A 20,745-nucleotide genomic window follows, 5' to 3' on the forward strand; every position below is an offset into this window, starting at 1 on the left:
TCGCGGGCAAGTCCCGATTAGCGGCCGGTCCGGCCAATGCTGATGATTCTTTGGCGCCTCGAAGTGCGAGGCGCCCTTACGGGGAAAAGCCGAACATTCCCCGAAGGCATGCAATAAGCCGTTTGGAGAGGATGGGAAATGGCGAACGTGACGGCCGAAGAAGCCCAGAAATGGCTGATCGAGGAGATCGCCCAGCGCCTGGGTGTGGCGCCGACAGAGGTTCCGCCCGACCAGTACTTCGACGAGCTCGACCTCGACAGCACCCAGGCACTGATCATCGCCGGTGAGATGGAGACCTGGCTGGGCTTCGAGCTCGGAACGACGGCGCTCTGGTACCACCCCACCATCGAGGCCCTCGCCGCCCACATCGCCGAGGAGAGCGAGAAGCGCACCGCCGCGGCGTAGCGCCACGGCGCACCGGACGGCCACTGCCGGCCGGTGCGGCCAGGCGAGCGAGACCCGCCGGTTCCGTACCGCTGGTGCCCGGCAAGGCCCGACAAGGCACCGAGAACGTGCCGTTCGGCCGGAGCGGAACCCCGCCACCGACGGCCTTGCCCCCCGCATCGCACCAGGCGACCCCGGTACGGCGCCGGCCGCCCGCCCGCCGCCGCGACAGTCGCCGATCCGGTCCGCCGCCCCGAGCGGCCGCCGACCGCCCCGGTCCCCACACGGACCGGGAGCCGGGGCGCCGAGACCGAAGTCCCTGTTCGCCCAGATCCAGAGAGACTTGCCGTGAACTCTTCGCAGGAATCCGACCTCGACCGTCGGCTCGCCCGGGACCCCATCGCCATCGTCGGCCTCTCCGCGCTCTACCCCAAGTCCAGCAATCTCACGGACTTCTGGGCGAACGTCGTCTCGGCCGCCGACTGCATCGACGACGTGCCCGCAGGACACTGGGACGTCGACGAGCACTACGACCCCGACCCCTCGGTGCCCGACAAGACGTACTCCAAGCGCGGCGGCTTCATCCCCGACGTCCCGTTCAACCCGCTGGAGTTCGGCCTGCCGCCGAACACCCTCGAGGTGACCGACGTCCTCCAGCTGCTCAGCCTGGTGGTCGCCCGGGACCTGCTGAAGGACGCCGGGGCCGACAAGGCTGGTCAGTCGTGGTATGACGCCTCCCGCACCGGAGTCGTCCTCGGCATCACCGGCGCCAACCAGCTCACCCAGCCGCTGACCGCGCGGCTCCAGAGCCCGGTGCTCAAGGAGGTCGTCCGTAGCTGCGGTCTCTCCGACAAGGACGCCGAGGAGATCGTCGCCAAGTTCCGCCTCGCGTACGCCCCGTGGGAGGAGAACTCCTTCCCCGGCATGCTCGGCAACGTCGTCGCCGGACGGGTCGCCAACCGGCTCGACCTCGGCGGCATCAACATGACGATCGACGCCGCCTGCGCCAGCTCCCTCGGCGCGGTCAGGACCGCGGTGAGCGAGCTGCTCGAAGGCCGCTCCGACACGATGCTGGTGGGCGGCTGCGACGCCGAGAACACCATCTTCATGTACCTGTGCTTCAGCAAGACGCCCGCGCTGTCCAAGTCCGGGCGCATCCGGCCGTTCGACAAGGACGCCGACGGCACCCTCATCGGCGAGGGCATCGGCATGCTCGCCCTGCGCCGCCTCGCCGACGCCGAGCGCGACGGCAACCAGATCTACGCGGTCCTGCGCGGCATGGGCACCTCCAGCGACGGCCGGTTCAAGTCCATCTACGCCCCGCGCAAGGAGGGCCAGATGGTCGCCCTGCGCCGCGCGTACGAGGACGCCGACTGCACGCCGTCCAGCATCGAGCTCTTCGAGGCGCACGGCACCGGAACCGCCGTCGGCGACGCGACCGAGCTGAGCGCACTGGCCGCGGTGGTCTCCGACGGCAACGACAGCCGGCAGTACGCGGCCGTCGGCAGCGTCAAGTCCCAGATCGGGCACACCAAGGCGGCCGCGGGCGCGGCCGGCCTGATCAAGCTGGCGCTCTCGCTGCACCACAAGGTCCTGCCGCCGACCATCAACGTCGACGAGCCGAACCCCGCCATCGACTTCGCCTCCGGGCCGTTCTACGTCAACACCGAGGCACGGCCCTGGATCCGCGACCCCGAGCGCCCCAAGCGCCGCGCCGCCATCTCCTCGTTCGGCTTCGGCGGCACCAACTTCCACATGGTGCTGGAGGAGCACGGCGACGGAGACGACCTGCGGGTCTCCTACCCCGTCGCCCGTGTGCACCTGTGGCACGCGCCCGACACCGCCGCCCTCACCGAGCTGCTCGCCGACGGCGCGCCCGCCACCGGCGGCCCGGCCCCCGCGGGCCACGCCCGTGTCGCGCTGGCCGCGCGCGGCGAGGACGAGCTGAAGTCCCTGCGCGACCTGGCCCTCGGTGAACTGCGCGCCCGGCCCGACGCCGACGCCTGGTCGCACCCCAAGGGAGTCCACTACCGCCGCAGCGCCGCTCCGGCCGGCAAGGTCGGCGCACTCTTCGCGGGTCAGGGCAGCCAGTACGTCAACCTCGGCCAGAGCGCCGTGATGGCGCTGCCGCCGCTGCGGTCCGCCTTCGACCGGGCCAATGTGCACTTCGAGGGCTCCGCGCCGCTGTCCCGTGTCGCGTTCCCGCCGCCGCTGTTCGGCGCCGGTGTGCGCGCCGCGCAGGAAACCGCCCTCCAGGCCACCGCGTACGCGCAGCCCGCGATCGGCGCCCTGTCCGCCGGCCAGTTCCGCTATCTGTCCGAACTCGGCTTCGGAGCCGAAGGGTTCCTCGGCCACAGCTTCGGCGAGCTGACCGCGCTGTGGGCCTCCGGCGCCCTCGACGACGACGCCTTCTTCGCTCTCGCCCGGGCCCGCGGCAAGGCCATGGCCCCGCCGCCGGAGTCCGGCTTCGACGCCGGTGCGATGGCCGCGGTCTCCGCCCCCGAGGAGCGGGTCGCCGAACTCCTCGCCGACCGCCCCGGCCTGGTCGTCTGCAACCGCAACGCGGCCGACCAGATCGTGGTCGGCGGCGCCACCGAAGAGGTGGAGCGCCTGGTCGCCGCCGCGAAGGACGCGGGTCTGCGGGCGAGCCGGCTGCCGGTGTCCGCCGCGTTCCACACCCCCTTCGTCGGCCACGCCGTCGACGCCTTCCGCGGTGACGTGGCGCGCGTCGAGGTCCGCCGGCCGAACGGCACCGTCTTCGCCAACACCCGCGGCGCGGCCTACGGCGACGACATCGACGCCAACCGCACGGTCCTCGCCGAACAGCTCATCAACCCGGTCGACTTCGCCGCCCGCGTCGAGGAGATGTACGCCGCCGGGTTCCGCGTCTTCGTGGAGTTCGGTCCTAAGAGCGTCCTCACCCAGCTCGTCCGCCGCATCCTCGGCGACCGTGAGCACACCGTGGTCAGCCTCGACGCCGGCCCCGGACGGGACGCCGATGTCGCGCTGAAGCAGGCCGTCGCCCAGCTCGCCGTCCTCGGACTGCCGCTCGCCACCACCGACCGCTATGTCGCCGAGGCCGTGGCCGAGGTGCCCGCCAAGGGCATGTCGATCCTGCTGAACGGCATCAACTACGTCTCTCCCGAGCGCAGGGCGGCCTACCGCGACGCGATCGACAACGGCTACCGGATCGCCGTCCCGGCGACACCCGCGGTACCGGCTCCCGCCGCGGCCGCGGCCCCGACCCCGTCACCGGTGGCCGCAACGCCCCGACCGGCCCCGGTGACGGTCCAGCCCCCGGCCCCCACGCCCGCCGCACGGCCGGCCGCCGCGTCCGCCCCCGCCGTGGCGGTCGCGGCCGCAGCCGCGCAGGCACCGGCCGCGGCCGCGACCGCCACGGCGGTGCTGCCCGCGCCCGCGGCCGCGGTGGCGCCCACCCCCGCCCCTGCTCCCACCGTCATGGAGACAGCCCACGTGGACAGTGATCGCCTGGCCGGTCTGGTGGCCGACCACCTCGCCCTGCACGACGACTACCTCAACGGCCAGTTGCAGAGCGCCGAGCGTCTGACCGGTCTGCTGGAGCGCGCCGCCGACCAGGGACAGCTCGGCCAGGTCCTGGCCGGGGTGAACGCGGTCAAGGAGCACGGCCTCGACATCGGCCGCAGCCATCTGCGCGCCAACGAGATCCTGCGCGACCTGGCCGGCCTGGAACTCGGCACCGCGCCCGCCCCGGCGGGCCGCGCCACGGCGGAGCAGACCGCGCCGGCCGTGGCCGCCCCGGTCGCGCAGCCGGTGGCCGCCGTACCGGTCCCGGCCGCACTCGCCGCCGCCCCGGCCCCCGCCCGGCCCCTGGCCCCCGCACCGCAGGCGCTGCCCGCGGCCCCGGTGGTCACCGCGCCCGCCATCGCCGCCCCGCCCGCCCCCGTCGCACCGGCGGCTGCTCCCGCCGCTGCGGCTCCGGCCGGCCTGGACGCGGCCACGGTGGAGGCGGCTCTGCTGGAGGTGGTCGGTCAGAAGACCGGTTACCCGGCGGACATGCTGGAGCTGGACATGGACATCGAGGCCGACTTGGGCATCGATTCCATCAAGCGTGTCGAGATCATGGGTGTGTTGCAGGAGCGGTTCGAGGGCGGGATATCGGCCGGTCCGGAGCAGCTCGCGGAGCTTCGTACGCTGCGTCACATCGTGGAGTTCATGAGCGCCAGCGCGGCTTCCCAGGCCGCTGCTCCCGCCGCCGCGGCTCCGGCCGGCCTGGACGCGGCCACGGTGGAGGCGGCTCTGCTGGAGGTGGTCGGTCAGAAGACCGGTTACCCGGCGGACATGCTGGAGCTGGACATGGACATCGAGGCCGACTTGGGCATCGATTCCATCAAGCGTGTCGAGATCATGGGTGTGTTGCAGGAGCGGTTCGAGGGCGGGATATCGGCCGGTCCGGAGCAGCTCGCGGAGCTTCGTACGCTGCGTCACATCGTGGAGTTCATGAGCGCCAGCGCGGCTTCCCAGGCCGCTGCTCCCGCAGCCCCGGCCCCCGCCGGTCCGGACGCCGCGACCGTGGAGTCCGTCCTGCTGGAGGTGGTCGGTCAGAAGACCGGTTACCCGGCGGACATGCTGGAGCTGGACATGGACATCGAGGCCGACTTGGGCATCGATTCCATCAAGCGTGTCGAGATCATGGGCGTCCTCCAGGAGCGGTTCGGCGAGACCATCTCCGCCGGTCCCGAGCAGCTCGCCGAGCTCCGGACGCTGCGCCACATCGTCGACTTCATGAGCGCCAGTGCCGCACCTCAGGCCGCCGCTCCCGCAGCCCCGGCCCCCGCCGGTCCGGACGCCGCGACCGTGGAGGCGGTGCTGCTGGAGGTGGTCGGTGAGAAGACCGGCTATCCGGCGGACATGCTGGAGCTGGACATGGACATCGAGGCCGACTTGGGCATCGATTCCATCAAGCGGGTCGAGATCATGGGCGTCCTCCAGGAGCGGTTCGGCGAGAGCATCTCCGCCGGTCCCGAGCAGCTCGCCGAGCTCCGGACCCTGCGCCACATCGTCGACTTCATGAGCGGCGGCGCCTCCGAAGCGGCTCCCGCAGCCGCGCAGGCAGCCGCCCCCGCCGGCGACGAGCCCGCGGCCGCCAAGCCCGGTGGCGGCATCGGCCGCGCGCAGGCCGCGCTCGTCGATCTGCCCACCCCCGACCGGCTCGTCGGCGCGTACGCCGAGGGCTCGGGCGCACTCGTCGTCGACGACGGCGCCGAGCTCGCACCCGCGCTCGTGAACCGGCTCATCGAGTCGGGCCGCCATGTGCACGTCCTGCGTCTGCCGGGTGTCGCCGAGCGCATCAGCGGCGTCAAGGACCACGCCCTGTCCGGCTGGGGCGTGACCGAACTGGCCGAGCAGATGGAGGAGATCCTCGCCGACCGCATCAGCCTGGTGCTCGACCTCTCCGCCGCGCGCGGCGCCGACTGGTCCGAGGGCGTACGCCGCCTCGCCCACACGCTGCTCGCCGCCAAGCACGCCGTCCAGCCGCTGACCACCGCGGCCGCCTCCGGCCGTGCCGCCTTCGTCACCGTCACCCGGCTCGACGGCGCCTTCGGCCTCGGCGGGGTCCCCGAAGAACTCGCCCCCGTCGGTGGGTCCGCGGGTCTCGTCAAGACCCTTGCGGTGGAGGCCCCGGAGCTGTTCTGCCGGGCCGTCGACATCGCCCCCGCGCTGAGCCCTGACGCCGGCGCCGCGCTGCTGCTCGCCGAGGTCGAGGACGCGGTCACGGACACCGCCCAGGTCGGCCTCGACGGCGCCCGCCGCGTCGCTCTGACCCTCGCCGAGCAGTCGCTGACCGCCTCCGACACCGAGACCGCGCCGCAGCTCACCTCCGAGGACCTGCTCGTCGTCACCGGCGGAGGCCGCGGCATCACCGCCGCCTGCGTCGTCGAACTGGCCAAGCGCCACCGGCCCGGACTGCTGCTCCTCGGCCGCACCCCGCTCGAGGAGGAGCCGGCCTGGGCGCAGGATGTCGACGCGCCCGCTCTCAAGGCGGCTGCCGCCTCCCACCTGAAGTCGGCGGGGGAGAAGCCGACCCCGAAGCGGGTCGAGCAGCTCTACCGGGCCGTCGTCGGCGCCCGCGAGATCCGCCGGACCCTCGCCGACGTCGAGGCCGCCGGCAGCCGCGCCGAGTACCTCGCCGTGGACATCACCGACCCGCAGGCGACCGCCGCCGCGCTCGCCCCGCACAAGGCCCGCATCACGGGTCTGGTGCACGGCGCCGGCGTCCTCGCCGACCAGCTCATCGCCAACAAGAAGGCCTCCGAGGTCGAGCGGGTCTTCGCCCCCAAGCTGACCGGACTGCGCGCCGTGACCGCGGCGCTCGACCCCGAGACCCTGCGGCACGTCGTCCTGTTCTCCTCGGTCGCCGGATTCTTCGGCAACCGCGGGCAGTCGGACTACGCCATGGCCAACGAGGTCCTCAATGCCTGGGCGTCGTCCTGGAAGCAGCGCCACCCCGCCGCCCGCGTCACCTCCCTCAACTGGGGTGCCTGGGACAGCGGAATGGTCTCCCCGGAGGTCAAGGCCGTCTTCCAGGAGCGCGGCATCACCCTGATCCCGGTGGACACCGGAGCCCGGATGTTCACCGAGCAGTTCGCCCCGGAGCGCGCCGGTGACGTCGTCACCGTGCTCGGCCCGACGACGCCCCTGTCGGAGCCGGAGCGGACCGCCACCACGGCCACCGTCACCGTCGAACGCCCGCTGGCGGCGCTGGAGAACGAGCAGATCCTCACCGACCACGTCATCGGTGAATCCCCGGTCCTCCCGGCGGTCGTCGCCCTCGGCTGGGCGATCGGCGCGGTGGAGCGCGCCGGCGGCACCGAGGTGCGCCAGGTGCACGACTTCTCGGTGCACAAGGGCATCGTCTTCGACGCCGACCAGCCGGAGCGCATCAGCCTGGCGATGACTCCCGACGGCGACAGCGTCCGTACCGCGATCCACGCCGTCGACGCGCAGGGCACCGCACGACCGCACTACGCGGCCGTCGTCACCCCGCAGGCCCCGCCCGCCGCGGCCACGGTCGGCGCACTGCCCGCGCTCGGCACCGGCCGCGACGCCGCCGAGCTCTACAGTGACGGCACGCTCTTCCACGGCCCGTCCCTGCGGGGCGTACGCCGGGTGCTCGCCGAGGACGCGTCGGTGAACCGGCTGGTCCTGGAGTGCGCACTGACCGAACACCGCCCGGCCGGCGGCGCGTTCGCCGGCTCCCGCTTCGCCCCCGGCACGGCGGACCTGCTGCTCCAGGCGGGCCTCGTCTGGGTGCGGCTGTTCCGCGGCACCGCCGGGCTGCCCCTGTCCGTCGGCCGTGTGGACCTGCACCACCCGCTGCCCGACGGCGAGCCCTTCCTGATCGTGGTCGAGCCCGCCGCCACCGGCGGCAACGGCTCCGGCGCCTCGCTCACCGTCACCGCCTGCACTCCCGACGGACGGGTGCTCACCCGCTTCGACGGCGTATCCGTGGTCTCGGCCCCCCAGTTGGCGGCCAAGTTCATCAGCGGCTGATTCCGCTTCGTACCCGACGCAAGCGATCGGGTCGGCCCGGACGGCGCACACCCGTGCCCGTCCGGGCCGGCCCCGCCCCTCAGAAGGGACCCGAAAGCTCTCATGAGCAAGTACGCCATCGTTGGCCTCTCCTGCCTGTTCCCGGGAGCGGAGACACCTGCCGAGTTCCGGCAGAACCTCCGCGCCGGGGCGGACAGCCGCCGGGAAGGGGGCGAGCAGGTCTTCGGACCCGCCCTCGACGCCAGGGACACCGACCCGCAGCACGGCATCTACTGCACGCGCGGCGGCTTCATCACCGACTTCGCCTTCGACCCGTCCGGCTACCTGCTCGACGCCGGTCATCTCTCCGGGCTCGACCGGATCTTCCACTGGTCCCTGCACGTGGCCAGGGAGGCACTGCGGGACAGCGGCCACCTGGAGCGCCCCGAGGTCCTCGGACGCACCGGGCTGATCCTCGGCAACTACTCGTTCCCCACCCCGACCTCCGCCGGGGTCAGCGTCCCGCTGGTCCAGGAGGCCGTCCTGGAGGGGCTGCGCCGTGCCGGGCATCCGGCACTCGGCGCCCTCGCCGACAAGGACAGGCGCATCGACCACGCCGGCCTGCGGCCCGAGGACCTGCGCGTCAGCGGCTCACCGGCGTCGGTCGCGGCGAGCGCGCTCGGCCTCGGCGGTCCCCGCTACGCCCTGGACGCCGCCTGCTCCTCCGCGCTGTACGCACTCAAGCTGGCCTGCGACCACCTCGCCGCCGGCCAGGCCGATCTGGTGCTGGCGGGCGGCGTCTGCGCGCCCGACCCGACCCTGATCCACCTGTCGTTCTCCGATCTCCAGGCCTACCCCCGCGACGGGTTCAGCCAGCCCTTCGACGACCGGTCCGGCGGCATCCTCACCGGCCAGGGCGCGGGCATGGTCGCCGTCAAACGGCTGGCGGACGCGCTGCGCGACGGCGACCGCATCCACGCCGTCGTGGACGGCATCGGTCTGACCAACGACGGCAGCGGACGCCATCTGCTGGTGCCGCAGGGCGGCGGTCAACTCCAGTCGTACGAGCTGGCGTACGCCCAGGCCGGGGTCGACCCGGCGACCGTCGACTACCTGGAGTGCCACGCCACCGGCACCCCCATCGGTGATGCCACCGAGGCCGAGTCCGTCGCCGAGTTCTTCGGCAACGCCGGCCGGGTGCCGCTGATCGGGTCCGTGAAGGGCAACATCGGCCACCTGCTCACCGTCGCCGGACTGAGCAGCATGCTCAAGGTCGTCCTGGCGATGGGCGACGGCCACATCCCGCCGACCATCGGCGTGGAGCGGCCCGTCACCTCCAAGGACGGCCGCGTCGGCGACGCGACCCTCGTCCGCACCGGCCGCGAATGGCCGAGCGGTGCCGGGCCGCGCCGGGCAGCGGTCTCCGCGTTCGGCTTCGGCGGCACCAACGCACACGTGGTGCTGTCCGAGCCGGCCGCGGCCGCCGCGGAGACCGAGACGGACGACGCCGCGGCCGTACCCGCACTCGACATCGTCGGACTCGGCGCCCACTTCGGCTCCCTGGACTCCCTCGACGCCTTCGAGCGTGCCGTCCACGACGGCGGCGACGCCCTGGTCCCGCTGCCCGAACGCCGCTGGCGCGGGCTGGACCAGACCCGCGGCGGCTCCCTGGAGGATGCCACCGGTGTCTCGCCCGACGCGCTGCCGAGCGGCGCGTTCGTCGACGGCCTCGGCATCGACCCGGTCGACCTCAAGATCCCGCCGGCCGACCTGCGGACGTACAACCTCCAGCACGCGCTGGCGACCAAGGTGGCCGACGAGGCCCTGCGCGACGCCGGCTACAGCCGCGACGTGCCCAAGGGCAGCAGCGCGCCCGAGCCCCGCCGGATCGCGGTGGTCGTGGGCATGGAGATCGAGCCCATGACCCATCTGCGGCTCACCCGCCGCACCCTCGGTGCCTTCGTCCGCGAGGAGTTCGCGCGGGCCGGGGTCCCCGTCGACGAGGAGCGGCTCGCCGCGCTGAGCGCGGTGGGCCGGGACGCGGTGGTCGACCCCATCGTCGCCAACGAGGTCCTCAGCTTCATCGGCAACGTGATGGCGAGCCGTATCTCCTCGCTGTGGAACCTGACCGGTCCCTCCTTCACCGTCTCCTCCGACGGCTCGGGGACCGCCGAGGCCCTGGAGGTCGCGCGGCTGCTGCTGCTCGACCCCACCATCGAGGCGGTGCTCGTCGGAGCGGTCGACCTCGCGGGCTCGGCGGAGAACCTGCTGCTGCGTCCCGATGTCGTCGCCGAGGCCGGACTGACCTTCGGCGAAGGCGTCCGGGGCCGCCGTATCGGCGAAGGAGCGGGCGCGGTCGTCGTCACCCGGCCCGGTGAGCGGGAGCGGCCCGCGTACGCGCGTCTGGACGCCGTCGCCATCCGGCACGCCGTGCCCGTGGACGGCGCGGTGCCCGAGGCGGACGCCGCGGCCCTCGCGGCAGCGGCCGGCGAAGCACTCACCGCCGCCGGCGTCACGGCCGGCGACGTCGGCTACCTGGAGGCCCACGCGGGCGGCACCGAGCTCCAGGACCGTGCCGAGATCGCCGCGCTGGCCGCCGTCTACCCGGCCGCCGGCGCCGAGGTGGCCCTCGGCAGTGCCAAGGCCCAGATCGGCGACGCCGGCTGCGCCGCCACCATGGCCGGGCTCATCCGGTCCGTGCTGTGCCTGCACCACGGCTATCTGCCCGGCACCCGCGGCTGGACCCGACCGGCCGGCGACCTGGCCGAGGACTTCACCGCTTCCGCGCTCTACGTCCCGGACGCCTCCCGGCCCTGGATGCGGCGGACCAAGGGCGCCCGCAGGTACGCGGCCGTCAGCTTCATCGGGGCCTCCGGCGCGCACGGCCACCTCGTGCTCTCCGCCGACGCCACCCGCGGCGCGGTCACCCGGTCCGACTGGCAGCGGGCCGGGGGACCCGTCGTCCTGGCGCTCTCCGCCGACTCCTTCGACGCGCTGCACGCCACGATCGAGCACCACCTGGAACTGCTGGCCGTCGCCGACCCGTACGCCCTCGCCCGCGAGGCGGCCCGGGAGCTGCCGGGCAGGAAGCTGCGTGCGGTGCTCGTCGGACGGGACCGCGCCGAGCTGCGGGCCCAACTGGAGCTCGCGGTACGGGACCTGGCCGATGTGCACGCCAAGAAAGGGGAGTGGGCCACACCGGCCGGCAGCTACTTCACCGCACGGCCCATCGGACCGGACGGCAGGGTCGCGCTGGTCTACCCGGGCGCGTTCAACTCCTACCCGGGCCTCGGCCAGGACTTCTTCCGGGCCTTCCCGAGCCTGCTCGACCGGTTCGAGGAGCAGGCGGACGAGCCCGAGCGGCAGCTGCGCGCCACCTCGCTCTATCCGCGCAGCAAGGTCGCCGTGGGGCGGCGCGAGCTGATGGCGCTGGAGGCGGGGCTCGGCGACGACGTGCCGTTCATGCTCGCCACCGGCACCAACTTCGCGATCCTGCACACCGATCTGGTCCGCGACCTCCTCGGCGTCACGGCACACGGTGCGTTCGGCTACAGCCTCGGCGAGTCGAGCATGCTGTTCGCCACCGGCGGCTGGCAGCTCGGCGGCCGACGCGACGACCTGATCAGCAACACACCGATCTTCCAGGACCGGTTGTGCGGCCCGCGGCGTACCGTGCGCGAGCTGTGGGACGTGCCCGCCGACGCCGCGGACGAATCGCTGTGGGCCAGCCATGTGCTGCTCACCGACGCGGACTCGGTACGCGCGGTGCTGCCCCGGTATGACCGCGTCCACCTCACCCACATCAACACCCCGGCCGAACTGGTCATCGCCGGTGACCCGGTCCAGTGCCGCGCACTGGTGAAGGAACTCGGCTGCCCGGCCGCCCGCTCGCCGGTCAACGTGGTCATGCACTGCCCGGTCGTGGACGCGGAACTGGACGGTCTGGCGGGCCTGAACGACTACCCGACGGGCTCGTTCGGAGATCTGGAACTGTTCAGCGCCTACGACTACGAGGCGCTGCCCGCGCTGGACCGGGCGGAGATCGCCCGGCGCATCGCCTGGACCCTGCGCTCCACGATCGACTTCGCCCGTCTGGTGCGCGACGCGCACGACCGGGGCTTCCGCTACTTCATCGAGGTCGGCCCCGGCTCGACCTGCTCGCGGTGGGTCCGTGACACGCTCGGCGACGCCGAACACGTCTCGGTGTCGGTGGACCGCCGCGGTGTGCCGGCGACGAAGTCGGTGGCACAGCTGGTGGCCCGGCTCGTCGGCCATGGCCTGGAGCTGGATCTGACGCCCCTGCTGGGCACCCCGGAATCCACCGTCCGTCCGGCCCGTTCGACCCGCTTCCGGGTGGGTGGCGGCGACCCGGTCCCCGCCCGTGTGGCCCGAGGGATCGCGGCCACGGCGCCCGGCGCTCCGGCTGCGGCGTCCGCCGGAGCCGCTGCCGTGCATCGGACCCCTTCAACCGCCGCGCACACCACGCCGGTTCCGGTCGCGTCGACCGCCGGCGCGCATCCCGGTGCCGCGACGCCGGCCGCCGGCTCGCCCCTCGCCGCCACCGCGTCCGTGGGCACCTCCACGGCCCCGGCCGCGCTCTCCGCGCCCGGCACTCCGGCGCCCGGTGCCGGCACCCCGCACTCCGGTGCCGCGCACTTCGTCCCGCCCGCCGCCGCGACCGCCCCCGGCGCTCCCGCCGGGCCCGGTACGCCGCATCCCGCCGTACCGTCCGCCCCCGTTCCGTCCGTACCGCCGGAGGACCCCGTCATGCCTGCCGATCCGACTCTCGCTGACGCGGAGGTCATCGCCTTCGACGGCACCCCGATCTCCTTCCTTCCCTGGGCGCCCGCGCCCGGGGAGACGGAGGCCGCCCTGCCGGCCGCCGAAGCCGTGCCCGCGCCCGCCGCGCCTGCCCCCGTCGTCAGCGTCCCGCCGTCCGGCGCCACGGCCGCGACGACGGCCGCGCCGTCCACCGCGACCACCGAGTCGCCGACTCCCGCCGCCGACCTGGTCCGTGAGATCCGGCAGCAGATGGTCGCCACCCACTCGGTGGTGATGGAGACCCAGCGCATCCTCCAGGGGGCCACGCTCTCCCGGGTGGAGGCGCTGCTCGACGGGGCCACCGCCCCGGCCGGGGGCACGACCCCCGTGCCCCCGGCCGCCGCCCTGCCGGCCGTCGCGCCCGCTCCCCGGCCCGAGCCCGCGGCCCTGCCGCCCGCCCCTCCCGCCCCGGCTCCGGTCGCCGCGACGGGCGAGATCCCGGCCGCCGCCGAGGAGCGCGAGGTCAAGGAGGGCGTGATCTGGGACGAGGCGGACCTCCTGGAGTTCGCCGTCGGTTCCGTCGCCAAGGTCTTCGGGCCCGAGTTCGGCGTCATCGACGGGTACGCCAAGCGGGTTCGGCTGCCCGCACCGCCGTACCACTTCGTCACCCGCGTCACAGAACTCAGCGGCACCACCGGGGAGTTCAAGCCCGCCACCATCACCACGGAGTACGACGTCCCCGAGGACGCCTGGTACGCCGTCGACGGAGGCGTCCCGCCGGCCGTGACCGTCGAGGCAGGCCAGTGCGATCTGCTGCTGGTCAGCTACCTCGGCATCGACTTCCGCAACAAGGGCGAGCGCGTCTACCGGCTCCTCGACAGCACGCTGATCTTCCGCGGCAACCTGCCCCAGGTCGGTCAGACGCTGCGCTACGACATCTCCATCGACCGCTTCGTGCACCAGGGCGACACCACGCTCTTCTTCTTCAGCTACCAGTGCTACGCGGACGGGGAGCTGATCCTCGAACTCCACGACGCCTGCGCCGGGTTCTTCAGCAAGCAGGAGCTCGACACCCCGCTCGGTGTCGTCATGACCGACAAGGAGAAGGCGGCGCGCGCGGCACTGCCCCGGGGGTATTTCAAGCCCCTCGCGTACACCGAGAAGAACCATCTGACCCCCGAGGACCTGGAGGTGCTGGCCCAGGGCCGCCCCGGCGACGTCTTCGGCCCGGACCACGCCCAGGACCCCGGGATCAACCCCGCGATCCGGCTCCCCGACGCCAAGCTGCGCATGGTCGACGAGGTCACCATCGACCGCAAGGGCGGCCCGCGCGGTCTCGGCACGCTCAGCGCGACCAAGCGGCTCACGCCGGACGCCTGGTACTTCACCTGCCACTTCCCCGACGACCACGTCCTGGCCGGCTCGCTGGTCGCCGAGGGCGCGGTGCAGCTGCTCCAGATCTATCTGATGCACCAGGGCATGCATCTGACGCTGCCGGACGCGCGCTTCCAGTGCGTGACCGACGTGCCGATCGAGGTGCAGGTCCGCGGCCAGATCACCCAGGCCCACGAGGAGATCCGCTACGAGGTCGAGGTCATGGAGCTCACGCTCCTGCCGCGCGCCACGGTCATCGCCGACGTCCTCATCTACCTGGGCGACAAGCCGGTCATCCGGATGAAGGGCCTCGGCCTCCAGGTCCGCGAGAAGGACGGCTCGCCCTACCGTCCCGAGGCGGGCGGCATCCCGCAGTTCCTCGGCCGCCGCAACAGGAACGGCGAAGCCGCCATGATCAACGAGATGCACCTGGCGCACGCGGCCAAGGGGCATCTGGACATCGCGATGGGCCCGGAGTTCGAGGTCTACCGCAACAGCCGCGCGCCCTACATCCCCAACGGCGACTTCCAGTTCGTCGACCGGGTGATGTCCCTCAAGGGCACCCGAGGCGATCTGCGCAGCCCCGGCTCGGAGATGGTGACCGAGTACGACTCCCCGGCGGACGCCTGGTACTACGAGCAGAACTCCTACCCGCACATGCCGAACGCGGTCTACATGGAGACCTCGCTCCAGGCCGCGATCTTCCTCGGGTACTACCTCGGCGCCACGCTCGAACGCCCCGAGGAGCAGTACGCGATCCGCAACCTCGACGGCAGGGCGACCCTGGTCAAGGACATCGACCTGCGGGGCAAGACCATCCGCCACCACTCCAAGCTGCTGATGACGAGCGCGGTCTCCGGTGCGGTGCTCCAGAACTTCAGCTACGAACTCTCCGCCGACGGCGAGGTGTTCTACGTCGGAGAGTCGCTGTTCGGCTACTTCAGCGACGCGGCTCTCGCCAACCAGGTCGGACTCGACAACGGCACGTACGTCGCGCCCTGGATCGAGACCGAGAAGCCGGACCCCTCGCGGGTCCGCCGTATCGAACTCCCCGAGGGCGCACCGGCGTTCAGCGACCCCACCGGGGGCCATCTGCACCTGCCGGGCGGGCAGTTCGCGCTCGTGGACCGGGTCGACCTCGTCACCGACGGAGGCCGGCACGGCCAGGGCTATCTGCACGGCCACCGCGCCATCCGGCCCGACGAGTGGTACTTCGACTGCCACTTCCACCGCGACCCGGTGATGCCCGGATCGCTGGGCGTCGAGGCGATCCTCCAGGCCATGCGGCTGTTCGTCATCGAGCAGAACCTCGCCGAGGGCATGGAGCAGCCCCGCTTCGCGATGGCCACCGACGTCGAGACGGCCTGGAAGTACCGCGGCCAGATCCTGCGGCACGACAAGGAGCTCCGGTTCGACGTGCACATCAAGGAGGTCCGGCGCGAGGCGGACCGTCTGCTGGTCATCGCCGACGCGGATCTCTCGAAGCCGGGCCTGCGCATCTACGAACTCACCGACGTGGCCATCGAGGTCCGTCCCGTCGGGGCCTGACGGCCCGCACCCGCGCTCAGCCCAAGGAGCTTCGTTTCCCCATGAGTATTCGCGACACCCCTCTCCGGTGGTCCGGAGAGCGGTACCCCAGTACGGACCCGGCGGGTATCTACAACGCCCTGGCCGATCTCGACCAGCCCTGTTTCATCGTCGTCACGCCGGAAGGGATCGGTGCCGTCTCCGGCGGCGCCGTGACCTCCGGCTCCGACACCGCCGGGCTGCCGCTGCTCGCCGCCGCCCAGCCGCTGCCGCCGCAGCGGCTGGGGTCGGCCGCCTTCCTCGCCGCGCACGGCGTGCACCAGCCGTACATGGCCGGTGCCATGGCCGGCGGCATCGCCTCGGCCGACATGGTCGTCGCCCTCGCCCGGGAAGGCTTCCTCGCCTCCTACGGCGCGGCCGGTCTGCTGCCCGGCACGATCGAGAAGGCGCTCGGCCGGTTCGCCGCCGAGATCCCGGGACTGCCGTACGCGGTCAACCTCATCCACAGCCCCAGCGAGGACCGGCTGGAGCGGGAGGCCGTCGAGCTGTTCCTGCGGCACGGGGTGCGGTGCGTGGAGGCGTCCGCCTACATGGACCTCACCCCGCACGTGGTGCGCTACCGGCTCGCGGGTCTGTACCGCGAGGCGGACGGCACGGTCGTCGCCGCCAACCGGCTGATCGCCAAGATCTCCCGGTCCGAGACGGCCGAGCGGTTCATGCGCCCCGCCCCGGCCACCCTCGTCAGCGCCCTGCTGGACCAAGGGCTGATCACTCACGACCAGGCAGCGCTCGCCCACCATGTGCCGCTGGCCGACGACATCACCGTGGAGGCCGACTCGGGCGGCCACACCGACCGCCGGCCGCTGCCCGCGCTGCTGCCGACGATCCTGCGGCTGCGCGACACGGTCCAGCGGGAGCACCGGTACACCGTGCCGATCCGGGTCGGGGCCGGCGGCGGCCTCGGCACCCCCGTCGCGGTGGCGGCCGCCTTCGCGATGGGCGCCGCCTATGTCGTGACCGGGTCGGTGAACCAGTCCTGCCTGGAGTCCGGTGCGTCCACGGCCTCCAAGGCGATGCTCGCCGAGGCGGGCATCGCCGACTGCGAGATGGCGCCCGCGGCGGACATGTTCGAGATGGGCGTGGACCTCCAGGTGCTCAAGAAGGGCACCCTCTTCCCGATGCGGGCCAAGAAGCTCTACCAGCTCTACCAGGCCCACGACGGCATCGAGTCCATCCCGGCCGCCGACCGCGCCAAGCTCGAACAGCAGGTCTTCCGGCGCCCGTTGGAGGACGTGTGGCAGGAGTGCGTCGGCTACTTCGAGCGGCGCGACCCCGAGCAGCTCGCCCGCGCGGCCGGCAACCCCAAGCGCCGGATGGCGCTCGTCTTCCGCTGGTACCTCGGCATGTCCTCGCGCTGGGCGGTCACCGGTGACACGGACCGGGCGATGGACTACCAGATCTGGTGCGGCCCGGCGATGGGCAGCTTCAACGACTGGGTGACCGGCAGCTATCTGAAGACACCGGGCAACCGCCGGGTCGCCGACGTCGCCCACCACCTGATGCTCGGCGCCGCGTTCCACACCCGGCTGGCCCAGCTGCGCAGCTCCGGGGTGCACATCCCCGCCACGGCCGGCGACTACCGCCCGGTCCCGCTGGAGACCCCGGCCCACGACTCCCCGGCGGGCATGCGATGAGCCCGCTGACCCCCGAGCAGCTGGAGGAGCTGCTCGGCGACCCCGGGGACGACACCAACCCGCACGGTTTCACGGCGGCCGTCGAACGCGACGAGCGGGACGAGTTCCCCACCGCGCTGTGCGACGCGCTCGTCGGCGCCGGGTTCCATCTGAACTACCTGCCCAAGGAGTGGGGCGGCACGTTCGAGTCCTTCGACCGCAGCCTCACCCTGGTGCGCTCCGCGGCCCGCCGGGACGTCAACATCATGCCCGGCACGATGTTCAGCATCATCGCCGCGACCTGCCTCCAGCTGCACGGCACCCCCGAGCAGCAGCGCCGGGCCGCGGAGATCCTCTGCCGAGGCGGCGCGGTGGCCTTCGCGCTCACCGAGGCCGAGCACGGCAGCGATCTGCTGTCCGGCGACGTACGCCTGTCGGACGGAGCGCTGGACGGCGAGAAGTGGATGGTCGGCCTCGGCATGCGCTGCGAGGCGGTCTATGTGGTGGCCCGCACCGGCGGCCGCGGTCCCGCCGCCTTCTCGGCGGTGCTGCTGGACCTGGCGGACGTGCCCGAGGGGCAGTTGGAGCGGGTTCCCGCCGTACGCACCGGCGGGATGCGCGGCATCGACCTCGCCCGGATGCGCTTCACCGGGCTGCGCGTGCCGGACGGCGCGCTCGTCGGCCGGCTGGGCGAGGGCCTGGAGGCCGCCGTCAAGGCGCAGCAGGCCGTACGGCTGATGAGCATGGCCGGCAGTCTGGGCATCGCCGACAGCGCCGTACGCCTGGCGCTGGACTTCGCCTCCGTCCGCAGGGTCGGCCGCGCGGTCCTCACCGAGTCGCCGCACCCCCGGCGCGATCTGGCGGTCGCCGCGGCCGCGCTGCTGGCGGCGGACGTGGTGGCCCTGACCGCGGCGCGCGGCGTCCATGTGCTGCCCGAGGTGTTCAGCGTCTGGGCGCCGGCCGCCAAGCACGTCGTGGCCGAGTCCTGCGACGAACTGATCCGCCGCTGCGGCACGGTGCTCGCGACCCGCTCGGTCCTGCGCGAGGGCGAACGCGGTGCCGGGCTCTTCCAGAAGCTCCAGCGGGACTCCGGCGTGGTCCGCGTGATCGACTCCAGCACGCTCGCCAATCTGCGCTCGTACGCGGGGCAGTTGCCCACCCTCACCGAGGGTGGGGCCGCGTCCGATCCCGAGGCGCTGGCCGCGGTCTACACCCTCGGCGCGGACCTGCCGGCGTACGAGACGGACCGGCTCGACATGTTCGCCCGGGGCGCCGACCCGGTCCTCGCCGGACTCCCGGACGCCGCCGTGACGGTGGCCGAGCTGGTCGAGGACGAGCAGACCGGCGCCCTGCTGCGGCAGTTGGCACAGGCCGTGGCCGGACTCGGGGAGCTGACGCGCGCCGCGCAGCAGCGCGGCGCCGACCCCAACGCGCTGGTGGACGCCGCCGAACGGTACGCCTGGCTGCACGCCGCCGCGTCCTGCGTCCATCTGTGGCACGCCAACCGCGACCGGTCGCTGTACGGCACGACACCCGGCTCCGCCGGCTGGCTGGGCGCCACGCTCGGCTACCTCCTCGCCCGTGCCGACGGTGTCGACCCCCGTCGGCACGGGGCCGTCCTGACACCGGCGCTCGACGCCGTCGCGACGCTGCGGGAGACCGACCAGCTGTTCACCGCCCTGCCCGTGCGGCTGGCGCCGACCCGATAGGAGTCTTCATGTCCCAGGCCGATCTCACCGCACTGGCCGCAGAGCTCGAGAAGTACCTCGGCGACCCGTTCGACGACGGCAGCCGGATGTCCTTCCGCCGCGTGATGGACCACGACGAGCACGAGGAGTACCCCTACGGCTTCGTCAGCCAGCTGCGCCGCTGGAGCGTCCACGAGTACTCGCTGCCCGCCGAACAGGGCGGCCGGGCGGGCAACGTGGAGACCGGGTTCAACCTGATGCGTCTCGTGGCCCGCCGCGACGCCTCCACCGCCACCTCCCTGGTGATCACCAACCTCAGCTTCATGCCGCTGTGGATCGCCGGCACCGAGGAGCAGAAGCGCACGGCGATCGAGCGGATGAAGCGGGGCGGCGGCCTGTCCTGGGGACTGTCGGAGCGCGAACACGGCAGTGACCTGATCGCCAACGAGATGTTCGCAGAGAAGGTCGACGGCGGCTGGGAACTCACCGGCGAGAAGTGGCTGATCGGCAACGCCACCGTCGCCGACACGATGATCGTGTACGCCCGTACCGGCAAGCGCAACGGCCCCGCGGCGTACTCCATCTTCATCGTCGACAAGTGGGAGCTCGCCCCGGACGCCGCCGAGGAGCTGCCCGTCGAGAAGCTGCACGGTCTGCGCGCGCTCGACCTCAGCGGGCTGCGCCTGCGGCGGGCCTTCGTCCCCGACTCCGCACTGGTCGGCGCCGAGGGCCAGGGCCTGGAGATCGCCCTCAAGGCCACCCAGGTGGCGCGCAGTGTGATCGGCAGCCTCCCGCTGTCGGCCGTCGACACCGGTCTGCGGCTGACCCTGGACTTCACCGAGGGCCGGGTGATCTTCGGCGGCACGGTCAGCGACGTCCCCTACAGCCGCCGTCAGCTGACCGAGGCGTTCGCGGACCTGATGATCGCGGATGCGATGAGCCTGGGCGCGGTGCGCTGCCTCCAGGCCGCGCCGGAGCAGCTCAGCGTGTGGTCGTCGGCCGTCAAGTACCTGGTGCCGACGCTGCTGGAGAGAACCATGTCCCAGCTCAACACGGTCCTCGGAGCCCGCTTCTTCCTGCGCGACCACCCGCACTACGGGCCGTACCAGAAGATGCTGCGCGATCTGCTCGTCGCCAACATCGCCGACGGGAACACCGTGGTGAACCTCCGCAACCTGGGCCAGCAGCTGGACGGACTGCTGACCACGGCACGCGAAGCCTCACCCGAGATCCGTAAAGCAGCGGCGGTGCGCGCCGAGACCCTCTTCGGCATGGACCGTGAACTGCCCGTGTACGAGCCCTGGAAGCAGGAGCTGTTCAGCCGCGGTATGGACGACGCCGTGCTGGCCGCGCCCGACGGTCTGCGCCGGCTGCGGGCCCTGGCGGAGAAGGCCGACGGCACCGAGCGGGACCGCCTGGAGCGCGCGGCCGACGTGGCCGAGGAACTCCTCGACCGGGCGGGCCCGCTGGCCGACAGCGCGACGGCGCTCAAGGCCGACCTGGGGCGGGCGTACGGACAGTCGGCCGAGCTGTTCGAACTGTCCAAGGAGTACTGCCTGTTGCACGCCACCGCGGCGTGCGTGCTCACCTTCGTCCACTCGCACGGGGCGCTGGAGAGCCCGCTGCCGAGCGGCGCCCTCCTGCTGCTCCAGCTGGAACGGCTGCGCCGGCATCTGTACCCGCACGAATCGATCACGGACCAGTCCGTCGTCGACGAGGTGATGGAGGTGCTGCGCCGGCTCCACCGGGAGGACCGGCTGTTCTCGCACTGGCAGTTCCAGCTCGCCAAGCGCGCCGGTGATCTCTCCGCCGCCCGCCTCTGAGCG

Annotated in this window: 6 protein-coding genes; all 6 read left to right on the top strand. The window is 72.8% G+C overall.

Features of this window, described 5'->3' with window-relative positions; genetic code table 11:
- Positions 1-138: 138 nt before the first annotated feature.
- The 6 genes from RPQ07_RS25930 to RPQ07_RS25955 all read left to right on the top strand — a co-directional run bounded on the left by RPQ07_RS25930 (position 139) and on the right by RPQ07_RS25955 (position 20,742).
- A complete protein-coding gene (locus tag RPQ07_RS25930) occupies positions 139-405 on the top strand; it encodes an acyl carrier protein (protein WP_313946593.1) in 267 nt (88 codons plus the stop codon).
- Between the two features lie 327 nt (positions 406-732).
- Positions 733-7,917, top strand: a complete 7,185-nt coding sequence (locus tag RPQ07_RS25935) for an SDR family NAD(P)-dependent oxidoreductase (protein ID WP_313946594.1) — start codon at positions 733-735, stop codon at positions 7,915-7,917.
- A 102-nt stretch (positions 7,918-8,019) separates the two neighbouring features.
- Complete coding sequence (locus RPQ07_RS25940) at positions 8,020-15,579, top strand: beta-ketoacyl synthase N-terminal-like domain-containing protein (RefSeq protein ID WP_313946595.1); 7,560 nt, start codon at positions 8,020-8,022, stop codon at positions 15,577-15,579.
- 41 nt (positions 15,580-15,620) lie between these two features.
- A complete protein-coding gene (locus RPQ07_RS25945) occupies positions 15,621-17,252 on the top strand; it encodes a PfaD family polyunsaturated fatty acid/polyketide biosynthesis protein (RefSeq protein WP_313946596.1) in 1,632 nt (543 codons plus the stop codon).
- Complete coding sequence (locus tag RPQ07_RS25950; RefSeq protein WP_313946597.1) at positions 17,249-18,940, top strand: acyl-CoA dehydrogenase family protein; 1,692 nt, start codon at positions 17,249-17,251, stop codon at positions 18,938-18,940. The genes RPQ07_RS25945 and RPQ07_RS25950 overlap by 4 nt, the downstream gene beginning before the upstream one ends.
- An 8-nt stretch (positions 18,941-18,948) precedes the next feature.
- A complete protein-coding gene (locus RPQ07_RS25955; RefSeq protein WP_313946598.1) occupies positions 18,949-20,742 on the top strand; it encodes an acyl-CoA dehydrogenase family protein in 1,794 nt (597 codons plus the stop codon).
- Positions 20,743-20,745 lie beyond the last annotated feature (3 nt).

Source organism: Streptomyces sp. AM8-1-1 (genome assembly GCF_032229325.1).
Taxonomy (GTDB): Bacteria; Actinomycetota; Actinomycetes; order Streptomycetales; family Streptomycetaceae; genus Streptomyces; species Streptomyces achmelvichensis.

Bases quoted from the DNA above. Each gene is read 5' to 3' on its own strand.
- RPQ07_RS25940 (WP_313946595.1), top strand. From the start codon at position 8,020: ATGAGCAAGTACGCCATCGTTGGCCTCTCCTGCCTGTTCCCGGGAGCG.
- RPQ07_RS25955 (WP_313946598.1), top strand. From the start codon at position 18,949: ATGTCCCAGGCCGATCTCACCGCACTGGCCGCAGAGCTCGAGAAGTAC.
- RPQ07_RS25950 (WP_313946597.1), top strand. From the start codon at position 17,249: ATGAGCCCGCTGACCCCCGAGCAGCTGGAGGAGCTGCTCGGCGACCCC.
- RPQ07_RS25930 (WP_313946593.1), top strand. From the start codon at position 139: ATGGCGAACGTGACGGCCGAAGAAGCCCAGAAATGGCTGATCGAGGAG.
- RPQ07_RS25945 (WP_313946596.1), top strand. From the start codon at position 15,621: ATGAGTATTCGCGACACCCCTCTCCGGTGGTCCGGAGAGCGGTACCCC.